The organism is Micromonospora sp. WMMD558, from assembly GCF_049315255.1.
Lineage (GTDB): Bacteria > Actinomycetota > Actinomycetes > Mycobacteriales > Micromonosporaceae > Micromonospora.
This window is the reverse complement of record NZ_CP186061.1, coordinates 6,335,124-6,355,420: the sequence shown is the minus strand read 5'-3', so window position 1 is coordinate 6,355,420 and position 20,297 is coordinate 6,335,124. Positions and strand designations below refer to the sequence as shown.

Sequence of the window (20,297 nt, the reverse complement as noted above, 5' to 3'; positions counted from 1 at the left end):
ACGCCGAAGGTTTTCTGCAACCGGGACCGGCGCGGACCAGGGCTTGGCGGCCGGCACTAGGTTGTCGGGTGGTCGGGCGCGAGGAGGCCGGGATGCGGGTACTGGTGGTCGAGGACGAACGCAACCTCGCCGACGCGATCGCGCGGGGGTTACGCAAGCGCGGCATGGCGGTGGACGTCGCGTACGACGGCGACAGCGGCCACGAGATGGCCTTCGTCACCCGGTACGACGTGGTGGTGCTCGACCGGGACCTGCCCGGCGTGCACGGTGACCAGATCTGCGCCGAGCTGGCCGCCTCGGGTGCGCTGACCCGGGTGCTGATGCTGACCGCGAGCGGGACGGTCGCGGACCGCGTCGAGGGGTTGCAGTTGGGCGCCGACGACTACCTGCCCAAGCCGTTCGCGTTCGACGAACTGGTCGCCCGGGTGCAGGCGCTCGGCCGGCGCGCCACCCCCGCCGCCCCGCCGGTGCTGGAGGTGGCCGACCTGGTGCTCGACCCGGCCCGCCGGGTGGCCACCCGGGGCGGCGTGCCGGTCGACCTGACCAACAAGGAGTTCGGCGTGCTCTGCGAACTGCTCAAGGCGCGCGGCGCCGTCGTCTCCAGCGAGGAGCTGCTGGAACGGGTCTGGGACGCGAACACCGACCCGTTCACCACCATCGTCCGGGTCACCGTGATGACGCTGCGGAAGAAGCTCGGTGATCCGCCGCTGATCGAGACCGTGGTCGGGGCGGGCTACCGCGTCGCCGAGGCGGCGTCATGACGCGCGGTCGCCGGCTGCGGCCCACCCTGCGACTGCGGCTCACGCTGCTCAACGGCGTCCTGCTGGTGGGCGCCGGCGCCATCCTGGTGCTGCTGGCGTGGCTGCTGGTCCGCGACGCGCTGCGCCCCACCGACGAGTTGCTCCCCGGCACCACGGTGGTGCTGGCCGACGGCCGGTCCCTGGACGCCGCGCAGTGGCAGCGGCAACTGGTCGACGCGGCGAGCCGGGAGCTGCTGGCGAAGGGCCTCGCCGCGCTGCTGGCGCTCGGCGTCGTCGGCGTGGCCGGCGCGTACGCGGTCGCCGGGCGGGCGCTGCGGCCGCTGCACCAGGTGACCGCCACCGCCCGGCGGCTCGGCGAGACCACCCTCGACCAGCGCATCGGATACTCGGGGGCGGACGACGAGGTCGCCGAGCTGGCGCAGACCTTCGACGCGATGCTGGACCGGATCACCGCCGCCTTCGAGGCGCAGAAGCGGTTCGTCGCCAACGCCTCGCACGAGCTGCGGACTCCGCTCGCCGTGATGCGTACCGAAATCGACGTGACGCTCAGCGACGACGAGGCGGACCCGGCCGAGTACCGCCGGATGGCCACCGTGGTCCGGGACGCCTCCGAACGCGCCAACGGGCTGGTCGACGCGCTGCTGGTGCTGGCCCGCAGCGAAGCGCAGGCCGGCCGCCGCCTCGCCCGGCGGACGGAGTGCGACCTGGCCGCCGCCACCGCCAACGCCCTGACAGCGGTACGCCGGGAGGTCGAGCGCATCGGCCTGCGGGTGCAGACGTCGCTGGAATCGGCGCCGGTGGTCGGTGACCCCGGGCTCCTCGACCGGCTCGCCGGCAACATCATCGAGAACGCGGTCCGCTACAACCACCTGCACGGCCGCCTCTGGGTGCGGACCGGGTCGGACGGCCGGCGGTCCTGGCTGGTGGTGGGCAACACCGGTTTCGAGGTGGACCAGGCCGACGTGCCGGGGCTGTTCGAGCCGTTCCGGCGGGGCGGTCGGGAGCGGACCGGCGCCCGGGGCTCCGGACTCGGGCTCTCCATCGTGCGGGCCGTCTGCGACGCGCACGGCGGCACGGTCAACGCGATCGCGCAACCGGGCGGCGGCCTGGAGGTGACGGTGACGCTGCCGGCGGCGGACGTCGGGCCGGACCCCGACGCGACGCTGTGACGGCGACCGGTGATCGTGTCGCCACGGGGCTGCGGGTCGTCCGGCCGCGATGTGAAGATGTACCCATCCCGGTGCGGCGGCACAACCGGTTGCGCTTTGACACTAGTTACTCCAGCCGCACCAGGCGTCCCAGTCCTCAGATCCAGCCCCGTTCCTTGGCTCGTGCGGCGGCCTGGAAACGGTTGGCAGCACCGAGTCGGGACATGACGTGAGCCACGTGGCGGTGATAGGTGCGCAGCGATACGCCCATTCGCCGTGCCGCCACCGAATCCTTGTCCACACTGGACATCAGGCTCAGAACTTGCCGCTGTTCATCGGTCGGCTGAGATTCGCAGGCCAGTTCCAGATCGGTCGCCCGGTCCCACGCCTGCTGAAAGAGGTCGGCCAGGGCGGCCACCACACCGGGCTCGGTGAGCTGAAGCGCGGCAGCGGCGTAGGTGTCTGGGACGGCGGGCACGAACGCGTAGGTGCGGTCGATGATGACCATCTGCTGGACGGGGACGTCTGCGACGCGATGGAGGTCGCCGGCCCGGTGCAGCACGAGAGAGTAGTCCAGGTAGCCCGGCGTGGCCAGCACCGATCGCGGCAGGATCGTCCGCCACGACGAGCCGGCGGCCAGCCAGTCGAGATAGGTGGCTAGGCGGGCCGGGTCCGGAGCCTTGCGTTTTGGGCTGTGCACGGTGAGGACCGAATACGCACCACCCGCCAGTTCGCGAATTCGAGCCTCGACCTCCCTGAGGGTGTTGAATCGCTCGACGCCAGGCCGAGCCTCCGCAGGCTCATCCGCTGCTGAGACCCTGATGTCCATCGCGACCTCCCAACGGCATTCTGCCGCAGCGACGACAGCTCGTGGTCGTCACCGAGTCACTGGGTGGCCCGCACCGCCAGCCTTGACGGCAACTGGCAGGGAGCTCCCTTGCCTAGGGTGCTGAGCTGTTATTGAAGTGCCGGCCGGATCAGGGGGCGGCGCGGGCGTGCCAGCCGAGTCGTCGACGGCGCAAGCGCCGCAGCAGCGTCAGCACGGGCAGGGCCACCACGAGCACCACGACGAACCCCACGGCGAGCAGCCAGAACGGCAGCGGCCCGTGGTCGGGGCGGCCGGACCCGCGTACCGCGCCGTCGATCGCCAGGTCGGCGGCGACCGTCAGGTCGGTGATGCCCTCCGGAGTGCGGAAGAGCACCTCCGGCGCCGTTGCTCCCCGGCGCAGCACCACGAGTTCCACCCGGTCCGTTCCCGGCTCGTGATACGGGCCCCAGGCGATGTCGTGGTCCTCCGGCCGGTCCACCGCCTCGGGACCGGGCACACCGGCCAGTGCGACCGCCTCGTCCGCCGAGCGCCAGCCGAGCAGTTGAACGAACGTGCGGGAGCGCAGCGGCGGGAACGCTGCGCCGGCCTGCGGTGCGCCGTCGACGATCGACCGGGCGGCCAGCGTCCAGGTACGCGGGTAGGCGGGCACCGGGCAGTCGGTACAGGTGGACCGGTCCAGGACCGCCACCGCACGCCCGTCCGGTAGCCAGGCCCCGGCCCCGCCGAGCCGCCCGCCGGTCAGCGGCAGCTTCCGGTACGGCTCCGCGACGCCGTCGGCACCGGCGTCGGCGACCCGGGCGAGCCAGATCTCGTCACGGACCTGGAGGGCCAACTCGCCGCTGTCCGGTGAGAGCGCCGCCGTGCGTCCCGGCGGAATCCAGGCCGTGCCGACCGGAACTCGCAGGACGTCCTTCCCGACCTCCCGGTCGTAGACACCGACGTACGGGGTGGTGTAGGTGTTCGGCGGGGTGAAGGCGTCGTCGTCGGCGTAGACAAGTCGCTCGCCATCGGGCGCGAACGCGAGCGGGTAGCCGTCCGTCCGGTCCGGGGTGAACCGCCCCGATGTCAGGTCCAGCAGGGACGCGCCGACCCAGGCGTACCGGCCGTCCGGAGAGAGCAGGGCATCGAAGCCCGGGGTGACCGGCCCGGCGTCCAGCACCCGGTATCGGTCGGCGTCGGCGGCCAGCACGCCCATCCGCGTCTCGAACCAGTCGGTACGCACAGCCGGGCCGCCGAAGAGCATCGCCGCCGCACCGGGTGCCGAGTCCCGCACCGAGGCGGTACGCAGCGGCGGGGCGACGAGTCGGTTGGGCAGGCCGGGGGCGTCGAAGCGCGGAGCGGCGGGCGCCGGCAGGGCCACCGGGTGCAGCGCGTACCCGGTGCCGAGGAGCAGGACCAGGACGGCCAGCGCGCCGGCGACGGTGGACCGGCGACGCCGGTGCCGGGTCCGCGCCGCGTCGAAGAGGCCGTCCGGTACGCGTGCGGGCGGCAGATCGTCGGCGAGGCGACGCAGCGCCTCGCTGAGCCGGGGGGTCATCGGGTCACCTCCAGGGGGCTACGGCCGACCAGCTCGGCCAGCTCGGGGGCGAGGACGCGCAGCCGCCCGAGGGCGTGCCGGGTCTGGCTCTTCACGGTGCCGACTCGACAGCCCAGCAAGGCCGCCGTCTCGATCTCGGTGCGGTCCTCGTAGTAGCGCAGGACCAGGACCGCGCGCTGCCGCACGGTCAGCCGGGCCAACGCCGCCCGGAGCACCAGCCGCAGGTCCGCGTCCTCGTCGGGGCTGGCCCGCTCCGGCGGCGCTCCGCCCAGCCGCTCCGGCGGGCGGGACCGGAGCCACCGCCACCAGCTCGCCGCCTGCGTGTAGAGCACCCGGCGCAGGTAGGCGGCCGGGTCGTCAAGCCGTTCCCAGCGCACCGCGACACGGGCCAGCGCCACCTGCACCAGGTCCTCGGCGTGGTGCCGGTCGCCGGTCAACAGGTACGCGAACCGGGTCAGCCCGGCGGTCTCGGCCCGGACGAAATCGGCGAAGCCGTCCCGGGCACGGTCCTCAGTCGTCAAGCGGATCGCCCTCCTCATCCGGACAGACGCCGGGCGGACCCGCAACGGAGGGAACCGCTGCCCACAATGCTCAGGTCGTCCTCGACTCGCCAGTCGCGGCGAGCAGTCAGTTCGTTGTCTCTCGAACCCGCCGTTGCCGTACAGGCCGTGTTTCATAAGCCTCGTCAGAGCCACTCGTTGGTCGTGGTGATGTGCACGGTGGCGTGGTAGTGGATAGCGAGTTGACGCCCCTATGGATGTCATGCAGCCGATGGCAGGCTGTGCTTCGGTTTTCGGGCGATGGGTTCGTGGACCTCATTTGGCTGTCACCGCACCTGCACGGTGGCAGTTTTCTGCCATTCGCCACCGTTGATCGTACGCGTCGCAGGTGTCTACGTTGGGTCTGCGCGGCCGCGCCGTCCACGATCCCTCTATGCTCGGAGTTCGCATGAGATTGCGTATAGCTGCGCTCATCAGTACTGCTCTGCTACTGGTGACCTTGGCCCCGGCCGCCGCGCAGGCCGGGACCTACGTCTTCGAGGAGGCGGAGTTCGTCTCGCCAACCAGTATCGCGTTCGAGACCGCGGCCCCGCCGACCGGCGAGGCCACCCAGCAGATCCTCGATGGCGCTGAGAGCGTCCAGTCGCTTATCGAGACGTCCTCCGGCGATTACACCGGCGTCGAGGTCACCGACACAGGACTGGCCGTCACGCTGCCCGACGGGCTGGACATCCAGGCCCGCGCCGCAGAAGCCGATGCCGTGACCACCGCCCAGATCAGGTTCCGGCACGGCGACCGCAGCCGCGCGCAGATGTACGACGTCAAGAACCAGATCGAGGACATGATCGACGCCGGGCTGCACCGCGGCACGCTGCGCGGTGTCGGCGCCGACCCGTCGCGGGGCGTGGCCATCGTGTACCTGTCGGAGCTGGACTCGGTTGCGCTGCGGACCGAGCTGAAGACCCGGTTCGGCAGTGCCGTGGTGTTCCGCGAGATGCCCGAGATGAAGACCCTGACCGAGGAACGCTCCCGCGACAGCGCCCCGCACTATGCCGGAGCCGGCGTGCGCCTGTGGAACGACCCGCACACTGGTGAGCGCGGCAGGTGCTCGACCTCGTTCGCGGTGGCGCTCAGCGGCAGTCGTTATCAGCTGACCGCCGGGCACTGCCTGCCGGGCGGGACGAACTACCCGGACCTGTGGGCGGCGACGTTCACCTCGGCGACCAAGCCGGCCGCCGAGTACTACTTCGGCACCAAGCACACCACCACTTTCGGGGGCGAGTTGGGAGCACCGACCCAGGGCTCCGCCCACAAGTACGGCGACTGGGCGCTGATCAACGGATCCACCTACAGCCCACGCGTCTACAACTGCCCGGTAGGGACGGGCTATTGCAGTTCCCTGCCGGTCGGCGGCGCGAGCTACGGCACGCCGGCTGTCGGCACACAGGTCTGCACCAGCGGACTGACCACCGGTCAGACCTGCCGCCAGTTCGTCACCGACCCTGATTGGCACGGCGTGGTTCAGGGCGTTGTCCTTTCCCACATAACCGTCGTGCAGCACGCCACCACCAGCGGCTATTGGGACTGTCAAGGCGTTCGTCCGGGAGACTCCGGCGGGGCCGTCTATCAGGGCATGGGCAACGGGAGTGTCCGGGCCATGGGCATCATCAGCTTCGGTGACGGCTGTATCTCCGGCTACACACGCCTGTCCGGCGTGCGAGCCTGGAACAATGGCGTTTCTGTGGTGACCGCCGGATAGGCCCACCAGTTCGCAGCGGCCCGGTGGCCGCCGTGCCACGCGCTCGGCGGCCACTTATGGGTAGGAAGCAGTATTTCGAAGTAAGGCAGGTGCAGGGCGGCGGCGACAATGTCGCCAATCCCAATGGGATGGCGGTGCTGTGGCGCATGGCTTGCGTCTGCTTTCTCCGGGCGGCCGTGGTCGCCCCATTTTTGGGAATTCGGGGTGCGTGTGACCAGGACATCGTTACCGAGATGCAGGTGGGCGCCGATACCCAGCTGCCCTCGTCAACACGTTTTCTACCTTGACGACGGTCGGTGCGGATCAATCATCCACCGGAAATTGCCATGCCGGTGACAGCGCTGGACGGTGACAATGGCGTCATGAGCACTTCACGCGATCCGATCATGTTCCTCAGCGGCGCCGGGCTTCCCGCCTGGATCTGGGATGACGTCCGCCGCGACCTCGGCGAAGGGCAGCAGACCTTTGTCGCATCCCGACCGCAGGGTGGCCGAGCGCGGTTGCGCGACTACGCCCAGGCGGTGATCGACTCCGCTCCGCCGGGTAGGTACGCGATCGTCGCGCACTCGGCCGGTGGTGTGATCGGCGCCGAAGTCGCCCGGCTCGCACCCGAACGCGTCAGCGCGTTCCTGGCGATCAGTGCCGTGATCCCGCAGCCAGGAGGATCGTTCATCTCGGCGATGCCGGTACCGAACCGGTGGGTGCTCAGTGCCGCGATGCGATTCGCCGGGACCCGGCCCCCGGACTCGGCGATCAGACGTGGCCTCGCCCATGGCCTGGACGACGATGTCGCCGACCGCATCATCGCCGGCTTCACCCCCGAGTCACCCGCCCTCTACCGGGACCGGACCGCTCACCGGTCGTGGAACGGGTGGCGCGGCTACCTGACCACCAACAACGACCGGGAGCTGCCCATGGCGCTGCAACAACGATGCGCCCAGCGACTCGGCGCCGCCTGGCAGAACGACCTGAATACGGGGCACCTGCCGATGCTCGAAGACCACCAAGCCGTCGCCGCTGCAATCACGCGATTCCTCGATGCCCGGCCGTGACACCGAACGACCGACGGGCAGAGAGCCTTTGCCAGGGCTGGCGGTCGAGCAACTCGAGCTGCACCGAGCCGAGGAACGACTCGACCATGCAGTCGTAGCAGTCACCGATGGAGCCCATCGAGCCGAGCAGCCCGGCGGTGCGAAGCCGTGAGACGGTGAAAAACCGCCTGCACCTCGACCTGGAACCGACCGACCGGACCCGCGACGAGGAGGCCGCCCGCCTGCTCGGGATCGCCGCGACGCACGTCGCCGATCGCACCCGCCCGGACGGCTCGGGTCAAGTCGTGCTCGCCGACCCGGAGGGCAACGAGTTCTGCGTCCTGCGCAGCGCCGCCGCTCAGGGCTGAGGCACTGACGGGCCGGGCCCCGCCCAGGTGGTGGGCGGGGCCCGGTCGGTCCGGTTCGACGTCAGGACTTCTGCTCGATCTGGCCGCGCATCGTGGCCAGCTCCTTCTGCACGTCCGCGCCTGTCTTGAAGTAGACCATGATCATGCCGAGGCTGCCCTTGTCGCTCCAGACGCAGACGCCGATCGGGACGCCCTTGGCCTGGGCATCGCCGCACTTGGCCTCCCCGCCGAGCGGTCCCGGGTCCACCGAGGACATCTCACCGACCTGGACATCGCTCTGCCGGGCTCCGGTGATCGTCTCGTCGAGGGTCTTGGTCGGGTCGGTGTTGAGGCCCGAGGCGGCAGCCACCATCACCAGGTCCTGTTTCGCGGGGTCACCGTAGAAGGCCCCGACGGTGCTCGTGGCGTCCGGAAGGGACTTGTTCAGCTCGGCCTCCAACTGCCGGCTGATGTCCTGGAGGTTGGCGTCGGTGACCTTCGGCCGGCCGGCGAGCGTGTCCGGCTCGACGACCCGGATCTTCGTGGCGTCGACGGTCTCCTTGACCTCGTCCTTGACGGCGAAGAAGGCGACCGCGGCCCCGCCCAGACAGAGCACGAGCACGGCCGCGAGCACGATCAGCAGGACCTTGCCGGCCGACCGCTTTTTCGGCGGCGGCGCCGCGCCGAACGGCTGACCGGGCGCGCCTGGTACGGGCGGCGGGAAGCCGCCGGGCTGCTGCTGCGGCGGCGGGTACCCGCCGGGCTGCTGGCCCGCCGGGTACGCGCCCGGCTGCTGGGGTGTCGGGTATCCGCCGGGCTGCTGGCCTGTCGGGTACGCGCCCGGCTGCTGCGGGGGCGGGTAGGCGCCCGGCTGTGCGCCGTACGGGGCGCCGCTGCCCGGCTGGGAAGGGTACGGATTGACTGGCGGCTGGGACATGGTCAGCTCCAGGTCTTCGACAACGCGACGCGTGAGCTTAGCGAGCGTGGTCCCGGTGCCACCGTCCGCCGCCCGCCAAGGTGATCAATTTCGCCGGTGGGCCGGGCGGGTCGGCGTCCCCGTCGAGATGCCGACCCCGCCGCGGCCCCCACTGGTCAGGAGCGCTTCTCGACCTGCCCCCGGATCGAGGCGAACTCGGACTTCGCCTTGCTGGCGGACGAGAAGAACATCACGATCATGCCCACGCTGCCCTGGTCGGCCCAGACGCAAACGCCGAGGTCGATGTCGGAGGCGCTGCCGTCGCCGCACTTCGCCACGCCGCCGAGCGGGCCGGGGGACACGGTGGACATCCGCCGGACGTTCAGCTCGGCGGAGAGCGCCTTGACGGCGTCGTCCAGCTCCCGCTTGGGGTCGAGGACGAAACCCGAGGCGCCGGCGATCATCACCATGTCCTGCTTCTCCGGGCTGCCGTAGAAGGCGCCGACCGCGCCGCTCTCGCTGCGTACCGTCGACTTCATGTCCCGGACCATCTCGTCGGCCAGGGCTCGCAGCTCCGGGTCGGTGCTCTTCGCCCGCCCACCGAGGGTCTTCGGCGCGACGAGCCGGATGCGCGGCTCGGCGCTGGGCTCGGCCGACGGGGTCTCCTCCTCGGCGGCGGCACGCGGCGTGGCGTCCCCGCTGGGGGCCGAGGACGGCACCGGTGCGGGGTCCTCGTCACTCCCGGACAGGGCGACGTAGGCGAGGCCGCCACCGCCGAGGCACAGCACCAGCAGGCCCACCAGGCCCAGCGACAGCACCAGCGGAAGCTTGGACCGCCGGGCCGGCGCGCCGCCGGGCTGCGGTGGGGGAAACGCGCCCGGTTGCGGGTACGGCGTGCTTTCGGCCGGCTGGCCGTAGCCGGGCACCCCGGAGGTCGGCTGGCCGTAGGAGGGGCCACCGGAGGTCGGCTGGCCGTACCCCGGACCGCCGGAGGTCGGCTGGCCGTACCCCGGACCGCTGGTCGGCCGGTCGGCCGGGGGAATCGCGGCGAACACCTGGGTGGGCTGGTCGGCGGGTGCGGACGGCCGCGATCCCGGCTGCGGGCCGGGCCAACCGCCCGCGGCGGGGGCCGGTGGGTTCCCGCTACCCGCGGGCGGCCATGTCTCCGCCGGTGGTTGCCAGCCGCCGGCCGGGGTGGGCGGCGGTGTGGCCTCCGGCCAGGAGCGCGTCGGCGTGGTCTGCGGCGAGGTCGGCCAGGCGGCCGTCGGCGGAGCTGCGGGCCGGGTCGGGTCGGCCCAGCCCGCCGGCGGCGGCGGTGGCTGCCAGCCGCCCGCCGGCCCGGCGCCACCCGCGGGGGGCGAGCCGGGTGCCGGCGGCCAGCCACCCGGCTGCGGCTCGTGGGCACCGGCGTGCGACCCCCACTGGCCCGGGGGCGGAGGCGGCGGGACAGCGGGCGGGGAACCGGGGTGCGAGCCGCGCTCCGGTTGCCCGGACCAGGGGTCGACCGGCGGTGAGGACATGACATCAGCTCCAGGCGCGAAGATGCGAACGGGTGATCGTAGCGGGCGCGCCGGCGGTTCCGCTGCCCCGGACCACGCCGTGGAACGGCGATCGCGGTGGCCGCCGGAGGGGCGGCCACCGCGATCGCGGTGGAGCGGAGGACGTCCTACTTGGACAGGCTGGCCGCGCCGAGCGGCAGGAACCGCTTGCCGGTGACCCGCTCGGAGGTGCCGGTCCGGTCCAGGTACGGCGTGACGCCGCCCAGGTGGAACGGCCAGCCGGCCCCGAGGATCATGCACAGGTCGATGTCCTGCGCCTCGGCGACCACGCCCTCGTCGAGCATCAGCCGGATCTCCTGGGCCAGCGCGTCGAGCGCGTTCTGCCGGACCTGCTCCGCGGTGAGCGGCTGGTCGCCGACGACGAGCAGCTTCGCCACCTCGGCGTTGATCTCGTCGTCCACGACGATCGGCTGGCCGGAGTCGGCGATCCGCTTCAGGTTCTCGCTGACGCCGAACCGGTCCGGGAACGCCGCGTGCAGGGTGCCGCCGACGTGGTACGCCACGGCGGGCCCGACGAGCTGGAGCAGCGCCAGGGGGCGCATCGGCAGGCCCAGCGGGTCCAGCGCGCTGTTCGCCACGTCCAGCGGGGTGCCGGCGTCGACGGCGGCGAAGACGGTGCCGAGGAACCGGGTGAGCAGCCGGTTGACCACGAACGCCGGGGCGTCCTTGACCAGCACCGACGACTTCTTCAGCTGCTTGCCGACCGCGAACGCGGTCGCCAGCGTGACGTCGTCGGTCCGCTCGCCGCGGACGATCTCCAGCAGCGGCATCATCGCGACCGGGTTGAAGAAGTGGAAGCCCACCACCCGCTCCGGGTGCTCGAGGTCCTCCGCCATCGCCGTCACCGACAGCGAGCTGGTGTTGGTGGCCAGCACCGCCTCGGGCTTGACGATCTTCTCCAGTTCGGCCCAGACCTGCTTCTTGACGTTCAGGTCCTCGAAGACCGCCTCGATCACGAAGTCGGCGTCGGCGAAGACCGACTTGTCGACCGAGCCGCTCACCAGGCCGTACAGCTTGGCGGCGGTGCCCTTGTCCATCCGGCCCTTGCTGACCGACTTCTCGATCTGCTGGTGCACGTACGCCACGCCCTTGTCGACCCGGGCCTGGTCCAGGTCGGTCATGACGACCGGCACCTGGAGGCGGCGGGCGAAGAGCAGCGCGAGCTGGCTGGCCATCAGGCCGGCACCGACGATGCCGACCTTGGTGACGGGACGGGCGAGGCCCTTGTCCGGCGCGCCCGCCGGTCGCTTGGCCCGCCGCTGCACCAGGTCGAACGCGTACAGGCCGCTGCGCAGCTCCTCGGAGAAGACCAGGTCCGCGAGGGCCTCGTCCTCGGCGGCGGTGCCCGCGGCGAAGTCCGCGTCCTTCGCCGTCTCCAGCAGGTCCAGCGCCTTGTACGCGGCCGGGACCGCACCGTGCAGCCGCTGGTCCAGGGTCTGCCGGGCGAAGTAGAGCACACCGCCCCACATGTCCTTGTCGACCTCGGGCCGCGTCACGGTGACGTCGCCGCGGACCACGCCGGCGGCCCACTCCAGGGACCGCTCCAGGAAGTCCGCCGGCTCCAGCAGGACGTCGGCGATGCCCATCTCGGTGGCCTGCTTCGGCTTGAGCATCTTGTTCTGCATCAGCGGGTTCTGGATGATCACCTGGGTCGCCGCCGGGATGCCGATGAGGTTCGGCAGCAGCTGCGTACCGCCCCAGCCGGGAATGAGGCCGAGCGAGACCTCGGGCAGCGCGAGGGCCGCCGCGCCGGCCGACAGCGTCCGGTAGTGGCAGTGCAGGGCCAGCTCCAGACCGCCGCCCATCGCCGCGCCGTTGACGAACGCGAAGGTCGGGATCCCGCTGTCCTTGAGCCGGGCGAAGACCCGGTGGCCGAGCCGGCCGATCTCCAGGGCCTGCTCGCGGTCCGCGAGCAGTGGCAGGCCGGTGATGTCCGCGCCCACGCAGAAGATGTACGGCTTGCCGGTGACCGCGATGAACGCCGGGTTCGCCGCGAGCGCGGCGGTGATCGCCTCGTCCAGGCTGGTCAGGCCACCCGGGCCGAAGGTGTTCGGCTTGGTGTGGTCGAAGCCGTTGTCCAGGGTGATCAGGGCGGCCGGGCGGTCCAGCCCCGGTACGTTCACCGCGCGCAGCAGCGCCTTGGTGACCACCTCGTTCGGTGCCGCGAGCGCGCTCACTTGTTGCCCTCCCAGTGCGGGTTCTCCCAGATCACGGTGCCGCCCATGCCGATGCCGATGCACATGGCGGTGAGGCCGTAGCGGACCTCGGGGTGCTCGGCGAACTGCCGGGCGAGCTGGGTCATCAGCCGCACACCCGAGGAGGCGAGCGGGTGACCGATGGCGATCGCGCCGCCCCACGGGTTGACCCGGGGGTCGTCGTCGGCGATGCCGAAGTGGTCGAGGAAGGCGAGCACCTGGATGGCGAACGCCTCGTTCAGCTCGAACAGGCCGATGTCGTCGATGGTCAGGCCGGCGATGCGCAGCGCCTTCTCGGTCGACGGGATCGGACCGACGCCCATGACCTCGGGCTCGACGCCGACGAAGCCGTACGACACCAGCCGCATGGCGACGGGCAGGCCCAGCTCGCGCGCGGTCTCCTCGGCGGCGAGCAGGCTTGCGGTGGCGCCGTCGTTGAGGCCGGCCGCGTTGCCCGCGGTGACCTTGCCGTGCGGGCGGAACGGCGTCTTCAGGGAGGCGAGCTTCTCCATCGAGGTGTCCCGGGGAGCCTCGTCCACCGTGGCCAGGCCCCAGCCGGCCTCGGGGTCGCGGATCGCGACCGGCACCAGGTCGTCCTGGAGCTTGCCGTTGGCGTACGCCTTGGCGGTCTTCTGCTGCGAGGCGAGCGCGAACGCGTCGGTGCGCTCCTTGGTGATGTGCGGGACCCGGTCGTGCAGGTTCTCCGCCGTGGAGCCCATGACGAGCGCGGACGGGTCGACGAGCTTCTCGGCGATGATCCGCGGGTTCGGGTCGACGCCCTCACCCATGGGGTGGCGGCCCATGTGCTCGACACCGCCGGCGATGGCGATGTCGTACGCGCCCATGGCGATGCCGCTGGCGACCGTCGTGACCGCGGTCATCGCGCCGGCGCACATGCGGTCGATGGCGAAACCGGGGACCGTCTTGGGGAGGCCGGCCAGCAGGGCGGCGGTCCGGCCGATGGTCAGTCCCTGGTCGCCGATCTGCGTGGTGGCGGCGATGGCGACCTCCTCGACCCGCTCCGGCGGCAGCTGCGGGTTGCGGCGCAGCAGCTCGCGGATGCAGCGGATCACCAGGTCGTCGGCGCGGGTGTTGGCGTACATGCCACCCGCCTTGCCGAACGGGGTACGGACGCCGTCGACGAAGACGACATCCCGAACTTCACGGGGCACTTGGAGCCTCCTAGCCGGCACTGGCGTTTAGTCGGATGCTACTCGCCAGTAACCAACGGGAACACCACCCCCCGTGTGGCCCACCCCACACCTCGCCCGACCGGAGGCCCGACGAGTTGATCAAGAGGTTCGCGTCAACGTACCGGCGGGCCGCGGACGCAAACCTCTCGATCAACCGGGCCAGGGAGCGGGCGGTGGGTCGATCAGGGCCTTGGTCAGGGCCGGGAGGAGAAGGTGGATCTGCCACTCCCGGGCGCCGAGGCCGCGAAGGGTCTCCGCCACCGTCCCGTCGGTGACGTCCTCCGGGGGGACCCAGGCGAGGCGGCGCACCGAGTCGGGGGCGATCAGGTTCTCCGGCGGGAGCGTGTGCGCGCCGGCGACCTGGACGACCACCTCCCGGCAGCGGGCCAACCGGGCGGCGGCCACCGGGTCCCGCTCGGCCCACCGGTGCGGTGGCGGCGGGCCCTCGACCGTCGGCGCGACCGGCAGCGCGTCGTCGGGCAGCTTCCGGGCGTCGTCGAGCGCGGCCAACCAGGTGCGGGCCAGCCGACGCACCGACCGGCCGCCGAAACCGGGGAGCGTGAGCAGGGTCTTCTCGTCCTTCGGGTCCAACTCCGCGGCGGCGACGATCGCCGAGTCCGGCAGCACCCGCCCCGGGGCGGCGTCGCGGCGGGCGGCGATCTGGTCCCGCGCGTACCACAGGGACCGGACCCGGGCCTGCGCCCGGGCGCCGCGTACGCGATGGATGCCGGACGTGCGGCGCCATGGCTCGGCGCGGACCCGGGGTGGGCGGGTGCCGTTGCGGATCACCGCGGCGAACTCCTCGGCCGCCCACTCGGACTTGCCCTGCCGGGACAGCTCGGCGTCGAGCGCGTCACGCAGCTCGACCAGCAACTCCACGTCCAGCGCGGCGTACGTCAGCCAGGACTCCGGCAGCGGCCGGCTCGACCAGTCCGCCGCCGAGTGGTGCTTCTCCAGGCTGAAACCGAGTAGCTGCTCGGTGAGCGCGGCGAGGCCGACCCGCTCGAAGCCGGCCAGCCGGGCGGCGAGTTCGGTGTCGAAGAGGCGCCGGGGACGCAGCCCCAGCTCCGCCAGGCAGGGCAAATCCTGGCTGGCCGCGTGCAGCACCCACTCGGCCTCGCCGATGACCTCGTCGAGCGCGGTCAGGTCGGCCAGCGGGAGCGGGTCGATCAGCGCCGTGCCGGCGCCCGCGCGGCGGAGCTGCACCAGGTAGGCGCGCTGGCTGTAGCGGTATCCGGAGGCGCGTTCGGCGTCCAGGGCCACCGGGCCGGTCCCCGCGGCGAAGCGGGCCAGGACCTCCTCGAGTTCTTCCGGCGTGGTCACCGGCTCGGGCGTGCCGTCGCGTGGGGCGGTCAGCGGCACCGGTCCGTCGGCGGGGGCGTCCTCGGGGCGGGCGGCGTCGGTCGGCGGCACCGGTCCGTCGGCGGGGGCGTCCTCGGGGCGGGCGGCGGAGTCGGTCGGCGGCACGGGCCCGCCGGCGGTCGGGTGGGCCCCCGCTCCCTCCGGCACTGGCAGGGCCGACGGCGGGTGGTGCGGTGTGTCTCCCGGACGACTTTCGGCGGCCCGACGGCGCAGGGGTGGTTCGTCGGTCACCTGACAACCCTATTGCCCGCCGGCCTCCTACCGCGCGCACCCGCCCCCGTAGCGTGTCCCGTCCCGTCTTGCACCCCGCCGATCATGCACGTTCGGCCCCCGTTTCGCCCCTTCTCCGGCAGTTCGTCCCGGGGAGGGTGTGCAGGATCGCGGCGGCCGCCCGGGTCAGGACGGGGAGGTGCGGTGTGGGGTCGGCAGGGCGGTGACGCCGGGTGGTGGCAGGCCGGCCGTCGAGGCGAGGAGGGTGCACCAGGCGTACAGGTGGGGGGCCAGGTCGTCGTCGAGCGGCGTCCAGGAGGCGCGGATCTCGATGTCGCCCGCCGCGGGCGGCCCTGCCAGCTCGCCGAACCGGGTCGACATGGTCTGGGTGACCGTGCCGCCGATCGCCCGGTGTTGGGCGCCCTGCACATCGAGGGCGTCGGTCAGCCACGTCCAACCGACCCCGGGCAGCAGCGGGTCGGCGGCCAGGTCGACCTCCATCTCGGCGGTCACGTACGTGACCAGGCGCAGTGTGCCCTGCCACGCCTCGTGCCCCGCCGGGTCGTGCAGCAGGATCAGCCGGCCGGTGGCCACCTCGTCACCGTCGCGCAGCACGGTGGCGGAGAGCGCGAACGCGTACGGCGCGAGCCGCTGCGGTGCCCCCACCTCCTCGAGCAGGATCTCCGCCCGGGGCGCCGCGGACCGGAGCCCGGCGACCGCGCGGGCGAAGGTCTCCGGGAGCGCGATCGGGGGGGCCATGCCCGAAAGCGTATGCCGCCGCCGACCCGCCGCCCCGGCGGCGCGCCGTGCGCCCCGGCCGCGCCCCGACGATCCCTCGCCCCGCCGGACCGGTGTTAGAAGGGGACCCTTCCTCTACCGCAGCCGTTAACAAGGGGCCCTTCCTTGCACCTGGGCGGAGGCGGCTCACAATTGGTGGCGGTGGCGGTGGGGGGCAGCGAGCGGCGTGGCACGATGGCCGCGATGAGCACCGACACCGCGGGCACCGCCGCCCGAGACGAGGACCCCCGCTCCGGCGGTCCGGCCGACTCAGCCTTCGTCCGGGCGTGCCGGCGCCGACCCGGCCCGCACACCCCGGTCTGGTTCATGCGGCAGGCGGGCCGGTCGCTGCCGGAGTACCGCGAGATCCGGGCCAACGTGGCGATGCTGGAGTCCTGCCGGCGTCCCGACCTGGTCACCGAGATCACCCTTCAGCCGGTCCGCCGGCACGGCGTCGACGCGGCGATCCTGTTCAGTGACATCGTGGTGCCGGTCGCCGCCGCCGGGGTGGACCTGGACATCGTCCCCGGAACCGGGCCGGTGGTGGCCCAGCCGGTCAGCTCCGCCGACGACGTGGCGCGGATCCGCCCGATCACCCGCGACGACGTCTCCTACGTCGACGAAGCGGTGCGGATGCTGGTGAAGGAGCTGGGCGGCACACCGCTGATCGGCTTCGCCGGCGCCCCGTTCACCCTCGCCAGCTACCTGGTCGAGGGCGGTCCCTCGCGTACCCATGCGAAGACCAAGGCCCTCATGTACGGCGACCCGGAGCTGTGGCACGCCCTGGCCGGCCGGCTCGCCGAGGTGACGCTGGCCTTCCTGCGGGTCCAGGTCGACGCCGGCGTCTCCGCGGTGCAGCTCTTCGACTCCTGGGCGGGCGCGCTGTCCGAGGCCGACTACCGGCGCTTCGTCCTGCCGCACTCGCAGGCGGTCCTCGCCGGCCTGGCCGACGCGGGCGTGCCGCGTATCCACTTCGGGGTGGGCACCGGCGAGCTGCTGACCGCCATGGGCGAGGCCGGCGCCGACGTGGTCGGCGTCGACTGGCGTACGCCCCTGGACGAGGCCACCCGCCGGATCGGTCCCGAGCGGGCCGTGCAGGGCAACCTCGACCCGTGCGTGCTGCTCGCCCCCTGGCCGGTCGTGGAGGCGGAGGTCCGGCGCGTGCTGGAGCAGGGCCGGGCCACCCCCGGTCACGTGTTCAACCTCGGCCACGGCGTGCTGCCGGAGACCGACCCCGACGTGCTGACCCGGGTGGTGGCTCTGGTCCACGAGCTGTCCGCCCGCCCGGCCGACCAGGGCTGACCGGCATGGCGGCGCCGTGGCGGGTCGCGGTGGTCGGCGGCGGGATCGCCGGCCTGGCCGCCGCCGTCCGGTTGCGCGACCGCGCCCCCGCCGGCACCGAGATCACGGTGTACGAGCAGAGCGGCGCGCTCGGCGGGAAGCTGCGCACCGGCGAGCTGGCCGGCCAGGCGGTGGAGTTCGGCGCCGAGTCGTTCCTCATGCGGGACCCGGCGGGCGGGGAGTCCGCCGCCGTGGCCCTGGTCCGCCGGCTCGGGCTGGCCGGCCGTGTCGTCCACCCCACCGTGGGGCAGGCCGCGCTCGCCGTCGACGGTGGGCTGCGCCCGATCCCGGGCGGGACGCTGGTCGGCGTACCCGGGGACCTGGCGGCGGTGGCGGCGGTCGCGCGGCCGGCCGCGGACGCCGACCGGGACGCCGGCCGCCCGCTCCTCGGGCCCGACGACGACGTCGCGGTTGGGGCGCTGGTCCGCGCCCGGCTCGGCGACGAGGTGGTCGACCGGCTGGTCGACCCGATGCTCGGCGGCGTCTACGCGGGCCGGGCCGACGACCTGTCGCTGGCCACCACGATGCCCGCCCTCGCCCGGGCGGCCCGGGTGGAGCACACGCTGGTCGGCGCGGTACGCGCCGCGCAGGCCGCCGCCCCCCGCGCGCCGGGCGCGCCGGTCTTCGGAACCCTGGCCGGTGGCCTGGGCGCCCTGGTCGAGGCTGCCGCGACGGCCAGCGGGGCGACGATCCGCCGGGACGCGGCGGTCCGCGAGGTGACCCCGGCCGGGGCCGGGTGGCGGCTGACCGTCGGCCCGACCCGCGACGCGCAGCACGTGGACGTCGACGCGGTGGTGCTGGCCGTGCCGGCCCGCCCGGCCGCGCGGCTGCTCGACGCTGTCGCCCCGGAGGCCGCGGCGGCGGTCGGCGGGCTGGACTACGCCAGCGTCGCGCTGGTCACCCTCGCCCTGCCGGAGCCGGCGCTGCCGGCGCTGTCCGGGTTCCTGGTGCCGGCGACCGAAGGGCTGCTCATCAAGGCCTCGACGTTCTTCACCACGAAGTGGGGGCACCTGCGCCGGCCGGACGGGCTCGCCCTGGTCCGCGCGTCGGTCGGCCGGTACGGGGACGAGGCCCAGCTCCAGCGCCCGGACGAGGACCTGGCCGCCACGGTGCACCGGGAACTGTCGGCGGTGCTCGGCGTCCCGCTGCCCGCACCGGTCGCCGGTCACGTGCAGCGGTGGGGCGGGGCGCTGCCGCAGTACCCGCCCGGCCACCTCGACCGGGTGGCGTCCGCGCGGGCCACGCTGCGCGCGGGCCACCCGACCCTGGCCCTGGCCGGCGCCGCGTACGACGGCGTCGGCATCCCGGTCTGCGTCCGCTCCGGCGCGACGGCGGCCGACGAGATCATCACAGCACTGGGAGGTTCCCGGACATGACCGAGCAGACCAACGCGGCGCGGCTGAAGGAGCTGAACGCCACGATCCGCTACACCATGTGGTCGGTGTACCGGGCCACCAGCCCCCTGCCGTCGCTGCGCGAGAACGTCACCGGCGAGGTCGAGGCGCTCTTCGAGGAGTTGGCCGGCAAGGATGTGACGATCCGGGGCACGTACGACGTTTCCGGCCTGCGCGCCGACGCCGACCTGATGATCTGGTGGCACTCGTCGTCGAGCGACGCGCTCCAGGACGCGTACCAGCGGTTCCGGCGCACCACGCTGGGCCGCGCGATGACCCCGGTGTGGTCGCAGATGGCGCTGCACCGGCCGGCCGAGTTCAACAAGAGCCACATCCCGGCGTTCCTGGCCGACGAGCAGGCCCGCGGGTACGTGTGCGTGTACCCGTTCGTCCGCTCGTACGAGTGGTACCTGCTGCCCGACGCCGAGCGGCGTGAGCTGCTGGCCGAGCATGGCCGGATGGCGCGTGGCTACCCGGACGTGCGGGCCAACACGGTGGCGTCCTTCGCGCTGGGCGACTACGAGTGGATGCTCGCCTTCGAGGCCGACGAGCTGCACCGCATCGTGGACCTGATGCGTGACCTGCGGGGCTCCCGCGCCCGCCTGCACGTTCGCGAGGAGATCCCCTTCTACACCGGCCGTCGCCGCTCCATCGCCGACATCATCACCTGCCTGCCGTGAAAGGAAGGGCCCCTTCTTAACGCCTCCGGTAGAAGAAGGGCCCCCTGTTAACAGCTCGCGGGGGAGCACCGGCTCGCGGTGGTCACGTCGGTCGGGGTCGGTTGGCGCAAGCCTCATCCGGCCGGCGGCGCCGCGAATCCTTGGCCGACCTGCCGAGCTGGTCGGCTCGGCAGGTGACGTTAAGAAGGGGCCCCGTTACGACGCCAGGCGTTAACGGGGGGCCCTTCCTTACCGGTCGGCCGGGGTCGCGCCCGGAGGGAGATGGGCGCGGCCCCGGCCGGGGACTCAGGCGGTCGTGCAGGCCACGACGGGTATCGGGCTCGCGTTGCCCGAGCCGATGAAGCCGAACGTGGTACTGGCACCGGCGCCGAGGCTTCCGTTGTAGTCGACGTTGCGGGCGACGACCGTGTCGCCGGTCCTGGTGACCGTGGCGTTCCAGGCCTGGCTGACCTGCTGGCCGTTGGCGAAGGTCCAGCTCACGCTCCAACCCCGGACGGCCGAGCCGCCGGCGGTCACCGTCACGTCCGCCTGGAACCCCCCGGACCACTGGCTGGTCACCCGGTACGTCGCGGTGCACGCGCCGGCCGGCGGCGGCGTGGTCGGCGGCGGCGTGGTCGGCGGCGGCGTGGTCGGGGGCGGCGTGGTCGGCGGGGGAGTCGTCGGCGGGGGTGTCGTCGGGGGCGGGCTAGGCCGGGTCCACCACGGAACCGTGGGCCGAGACCGGATTGGCCAGCGCGGTGGTCAGCAGGAGGGTGGCG

At 72.9% G+C, this 20,297-nt stretch carries 17 protein-coding genes and 2 pseudogenes; 8 read left to right on the top strand and 11 right to left on the bottom strand.

Annotation, left to right across the window (positions count from 1 at the left end; all coding sequences use genetic code 11):
- Positions 1 to 92 precede the first annotated feature (92 nt).
- Together ACN26Y_RS30085 and ACN26Y_RS30080 are read left to right on the top strand one after the other, a co-directional pair.
- Positions 93 to 761 carry a response regulator transcription factor gene (locus tag ACN26Y_RS30085; protein ID WP_155333417.1) on the top strand — a complete coding sequence of 223 codons (669 nt, stop codon included), beginning with the start codon at positions 93 to 95 and terminating at the stop codon, positions 759 to 761.
- The gene (locus ACN26Y_RS30080) at positions 758 to 1,930 is read left to right on the top strand and encodes a sensor histidine kinase (RefSeq protein WP_422734019.1); all 1,173 of its coding nucleotides are present in this window, start codon (positions 758 to 760) and stop codon (positions 1,928 to 1,930) included. Before ACN26Y_RS30085 ends, ACN26Y_RS30080 begins: the two co-directional genes overlap by 4 nt.
- A gap of 136 nt (positions 1,931 to 2,066) precedes the next feature.
- On the opposite strand, the gene ACN26Y_RS30075 is transcribed toward ACN26Y_RS30080, so the two are convergent.
- The 3 genes from ACN26Y_RS30075 to ACN26Y_RS30065 form a co-directional block, all read right to left on the bottom strand.
- The gene (locus tag ACN26Y_RS30075; RefSeq protein WP_155333415.1) at positions 2,067 to 2,738 is read right to left on the bottom strand and encodes a helix-turn-helix transcriptional regulator; all 672 of its coding nucleotides are present in this window, start codon (positions 2,736 to 2,738) and stop codon (positions 2,067 to 2,069) included.
- Between the two features lie 148 nt (positions 2,739 to 2,886).
- On the bottom strand, positions 2,887 to 4,275 hold the full coding sequence (locus ACN26Y_RS30070) for a hypothetical protein (protein ID WP_155333414.1): 1,389 nt from the start codon (positions 4,273 to 4,275) through the stop codon (positions 2,887 to 2,889).
- A complete protein-coding gene (locus tag ACN26Y_RS30065; protein ID WP_155333413.1) occupies positions 4,272 to 4,814 on the bottom strand; it encodes a SigE family RNA polymerase sigma factor in 543 nt (180 codons plus the stop codon). The genes ACN26Y_RS30070 and ACN26Y_RS30065 overlap by 4 nt, the downstream gene beginning before the upstream one ends.
- A gap of 454 nt (positions 4,815 to 5,268) precedes the next feature.
- Here ACN26Y_RS30065 and ACN26Y_RS30060 point away from each other — a divergent pair, with 454 nt between their 5' ends.
- From ACN26Y_RS30060 to ACN26Y_RS30050, 3 genes and pseudogenes are all read left to right on the top strand, one after another.
- Positions 5,269 to 6,534, top strand: a complete 1,266-nt coding sequence (locus ACN26Y_RS30060) for a hypothetical protein (RefSeq protein ID WP_155333412.1) — start codon at positions 5,269 to 5,271, stop codon at positions 6,532 to 6,534.
- Between the two features lie 296 nt (positions 6,535 to 6,830).
- Positions 6,831 to 7,586 carry an alpha/beta fold hydrolase gene (locus ACN26Y_RS30055; RefSeq protein ID WP_155333411.1) on the top strand — a complete coding sequence of 252 codons (756 nt, stop codon included), beginning with the start codon at positions 6,831 to 6,833 and terminating at the stop codon, positions 7,584 to 7,586.
- A gap of 152 nt (positions 7,587 to 7,738) precedes the next feature.
- Positions 7,739 to 7,933 (top strand): annotated as a pseudogene (locus ACN26Y_RS30050) (VOC family protein); the annotation flags it as partial.
- Positions 7,934 to 7,994: 61 nt separating this feature from the next.
- Here ACN26Y_RS30050 and ACN26Y_RS30045 read toward each other — a convergent pair.
- From ACN26Y_RS30045 to ACN26Y_RS30015, 7 genes are all read right to left on the bottom strand, one after another.
- Entirely contained in the window at positions 7,995 to 8,849 is an 855-nt protein-coding gene (locus tag ACN26Y_RS30045) for a hypothetical protein (protein WP_155333410.1), read from the bottom strand.
- A gap of 155 nt (positions 8,850 to 9,004) precedes the next feature.
- Positions 9,005 to 9,883 carry a hypothetical protein gene (locus tag ACN26Y_RS30040; protein WP_155333409.1) on the bottom strand — a complete coding sequence of 293 codons (879 nt, stop codon included), beginning with the start codon at positions 9,881 to 9,883 and terminating at the stop codon, positions 9,005 to 9,007.
- Between the two features lie 88 nt (positions 9,884 to 9,971).
- Positions 9,972 to 10,250, bottom strand: a complete 279-nt coding sequence (locus tag ACN26Y_RS30035; RefSeq protein ID WP_155333408.1) for a hypothetical protein — start codon at positions 10,248 to 10,250, stop codon at positions 9,972 to 9,974.
- Positions 10,251 to 10,494: 244 nt separating this feature from the next.
- A complete protein-coding gene (locus ACN26Y_RS30030) occupies positions 10,495 to 12,564 on the bottom strand; it encodes a 3-hydroxyacyl-CoA dehydrogenase NAD-binding domain-containing protein (protein ID WP_155333407.1) in 2,070 nt (689 codons plus the stop codon).
- On the bottom strand, positions 12,561 to 13,754 hold the full coding sequence (locus tag ACN26Y_RS30025) for a thiolase family protein (protein ID WP_155333406.1): 1,194 nt from the start codon (positions 13,752 to 13,754) through the stop codon (positions 12,561 to 12,563). Before ACN26Y_RS30025 ends, ACN26Y_RS30030 begins: the two co-directional genes overlap by 4 nt.
- Positions 13,755 to 13,925: 171 nt before the next feature.
- A complete protein-coding gene (locus ACN26Y_RS30020) occupies positions 13,926 to 15,368 on the bottom strand; it encodes an HRDC domain-containing protein (protein ID WP_422734018.1) in 1,443 nt (480 codons plus the stop codon).
- A 165-nt stretch (positions 15,369 to 15,533) separates the two neighbouring features.
- Complete coding sequence (locus ACN26Y_RS30015; RefSeq protein ID WP_155333404.1) at positions 15,534 to 16,106, bottom strand: DUF3000 domain-containing protein; 573 nt, start codon at positions 16,104 to 16,106, stop codon at positions 15,534 to 15,536.
- A 222-nt stretch (positions 16,107 to 16,328) separates the two neighbouring features.
- Here ACN26Y_RS30015 and hemE point away from each other — a divergent pair, with 222 nt between their 5' ends.
- The 3 genes from hemE to hemQ are packed head-to-tail and all read left to right on the top strand — an operon-like array spanning position 16,329 to position 19,539.
- On the top strand, positions 16,329 to 17,426 hold the full coding sequence (gene hemE / locus ACN26Y_RS30010; protein WP_155333403.1) for a uroporphyrinogen decarboxylase: 1,098 nt from the start codon (positions 16,329 to 16,331) through the stop codon (positions 17,424 to 17,426).
- Positions 17,427 to 17,431: 5 nt separating this feature from the next.
- Positions 17,432 to 18,841 (top strand): protoporphyrinogen oxidase, encoded by a 1,410-nt coding sequence (gene hemG / locus ACN26Y_RS30005; protein ID WP_155333402.1) that lies wholly within the window; start codon positions 17,432 to 17,434, stop codon positions 18,839 to 18,841.
- Positions 18,838 to 19,539 (top strand): hydrogen peroxide-dependent heme synthase, encoded by a 702-nt coding sequence (hemQ, locus tag ACN26Y_RS30000; RefSeq protein WP_155333401.1) that lies wholly within the window; start codon positions 18,838 to 18,840, stop codon positions 19,537 to 19,539. The genes hemG and hemQ overlap by 4 nt, the downstream gene beginning before the upstream one ends.
- Positions 19,540 to 19,824: 285 nt before the next feature.
- Here the strand turns inward: hemQ and ACN26Y_RS29995 are convergent.
- A pseudogene (locus tag ACN26Y_RS29995) lies at positions 19,825 to 20,214 on the bottom strand (cellulose binding domain-containing protein); the annotation flags it as partial.
- Positions 20,215 to 20,297 lie beyond the last annotated feature (83 nt).

Excerpts from the sequence above, each read along its gene's own strand:
- ACN26Y_RS30085 (WP_155333417.1), top strand. The coding sequence starts at position 93 with ATGCGGGTACTGGTGGTCGAGGACGAACGCAACCTCGCCGACGCGATC.
- ACN26Y_RS30080 (WP_422734019.1), top strand. The coding sequence starts at position 758 with ATGACGCGCGGTCGCCGGCTGCGGCCCACCCTGCGACTGCGGCTCACG.
- ACN26Y_RS30075 (WP_155333415.1), bottom strand. The coding sequence starts at position 2,738 with ATGGACATCAGGGTCTCAGCAGCGGATGAGCCTGCGGAGGCTCGGCCT.
- ACN26Y_RS30070 (WP_155333414.1), bottom strand. The coding sequence starts at position 4,275 with ATGACCCCCCGGCTCAGCGAGGCGCTGCGTCGCCTCGCCGACGATCTG.
- ACN26Y_RS30065 (WP_155333413.1), bottom strand. The coding sequence starts at position 4,814 with ATGAGGAGGGCGATCCGCTTGACGACTGAGGACCGTGCCCGGGACGGC.
- ACN26Y_RS30045 (WP_155333410.1), bottom strand. The coding sequence starts at position 8,849 with ATGTCCCAGCCGCCAGTCAATCCGTACCCTTCCCAGCCGGGCAGCGGC.
- ACN26Y_RS30015 (WP_155333404.1), bottom strand. The coding sequence starts at position 16,106 with ATGGCCCCCCCGATCGCGCTCCCGGAGACCTTCGCCCGCGCGGTCGCC.
- hemE (WP_155333403.1), top strand. The coding sequence starts at position 16,329 with ATGAGCACCGACACCGCGGGCACCGCCGCCCGAGACGAGGACCCCCGC.
- hemG (WP_155333402.1), top strand. The coding sequence starts at position 17,432 with ATGGCGGCGCCGTGGCGGGTCGCGGTGGTCGGCGGCGGGATCGCCGGC.
- hemQ (WP_155333401.1), top strand. The coding sequence starts at position 18,838 with ATGACCGAGCAGACCAACGCGGCGCGGCTGAAGGAGCTGAACGCCACG.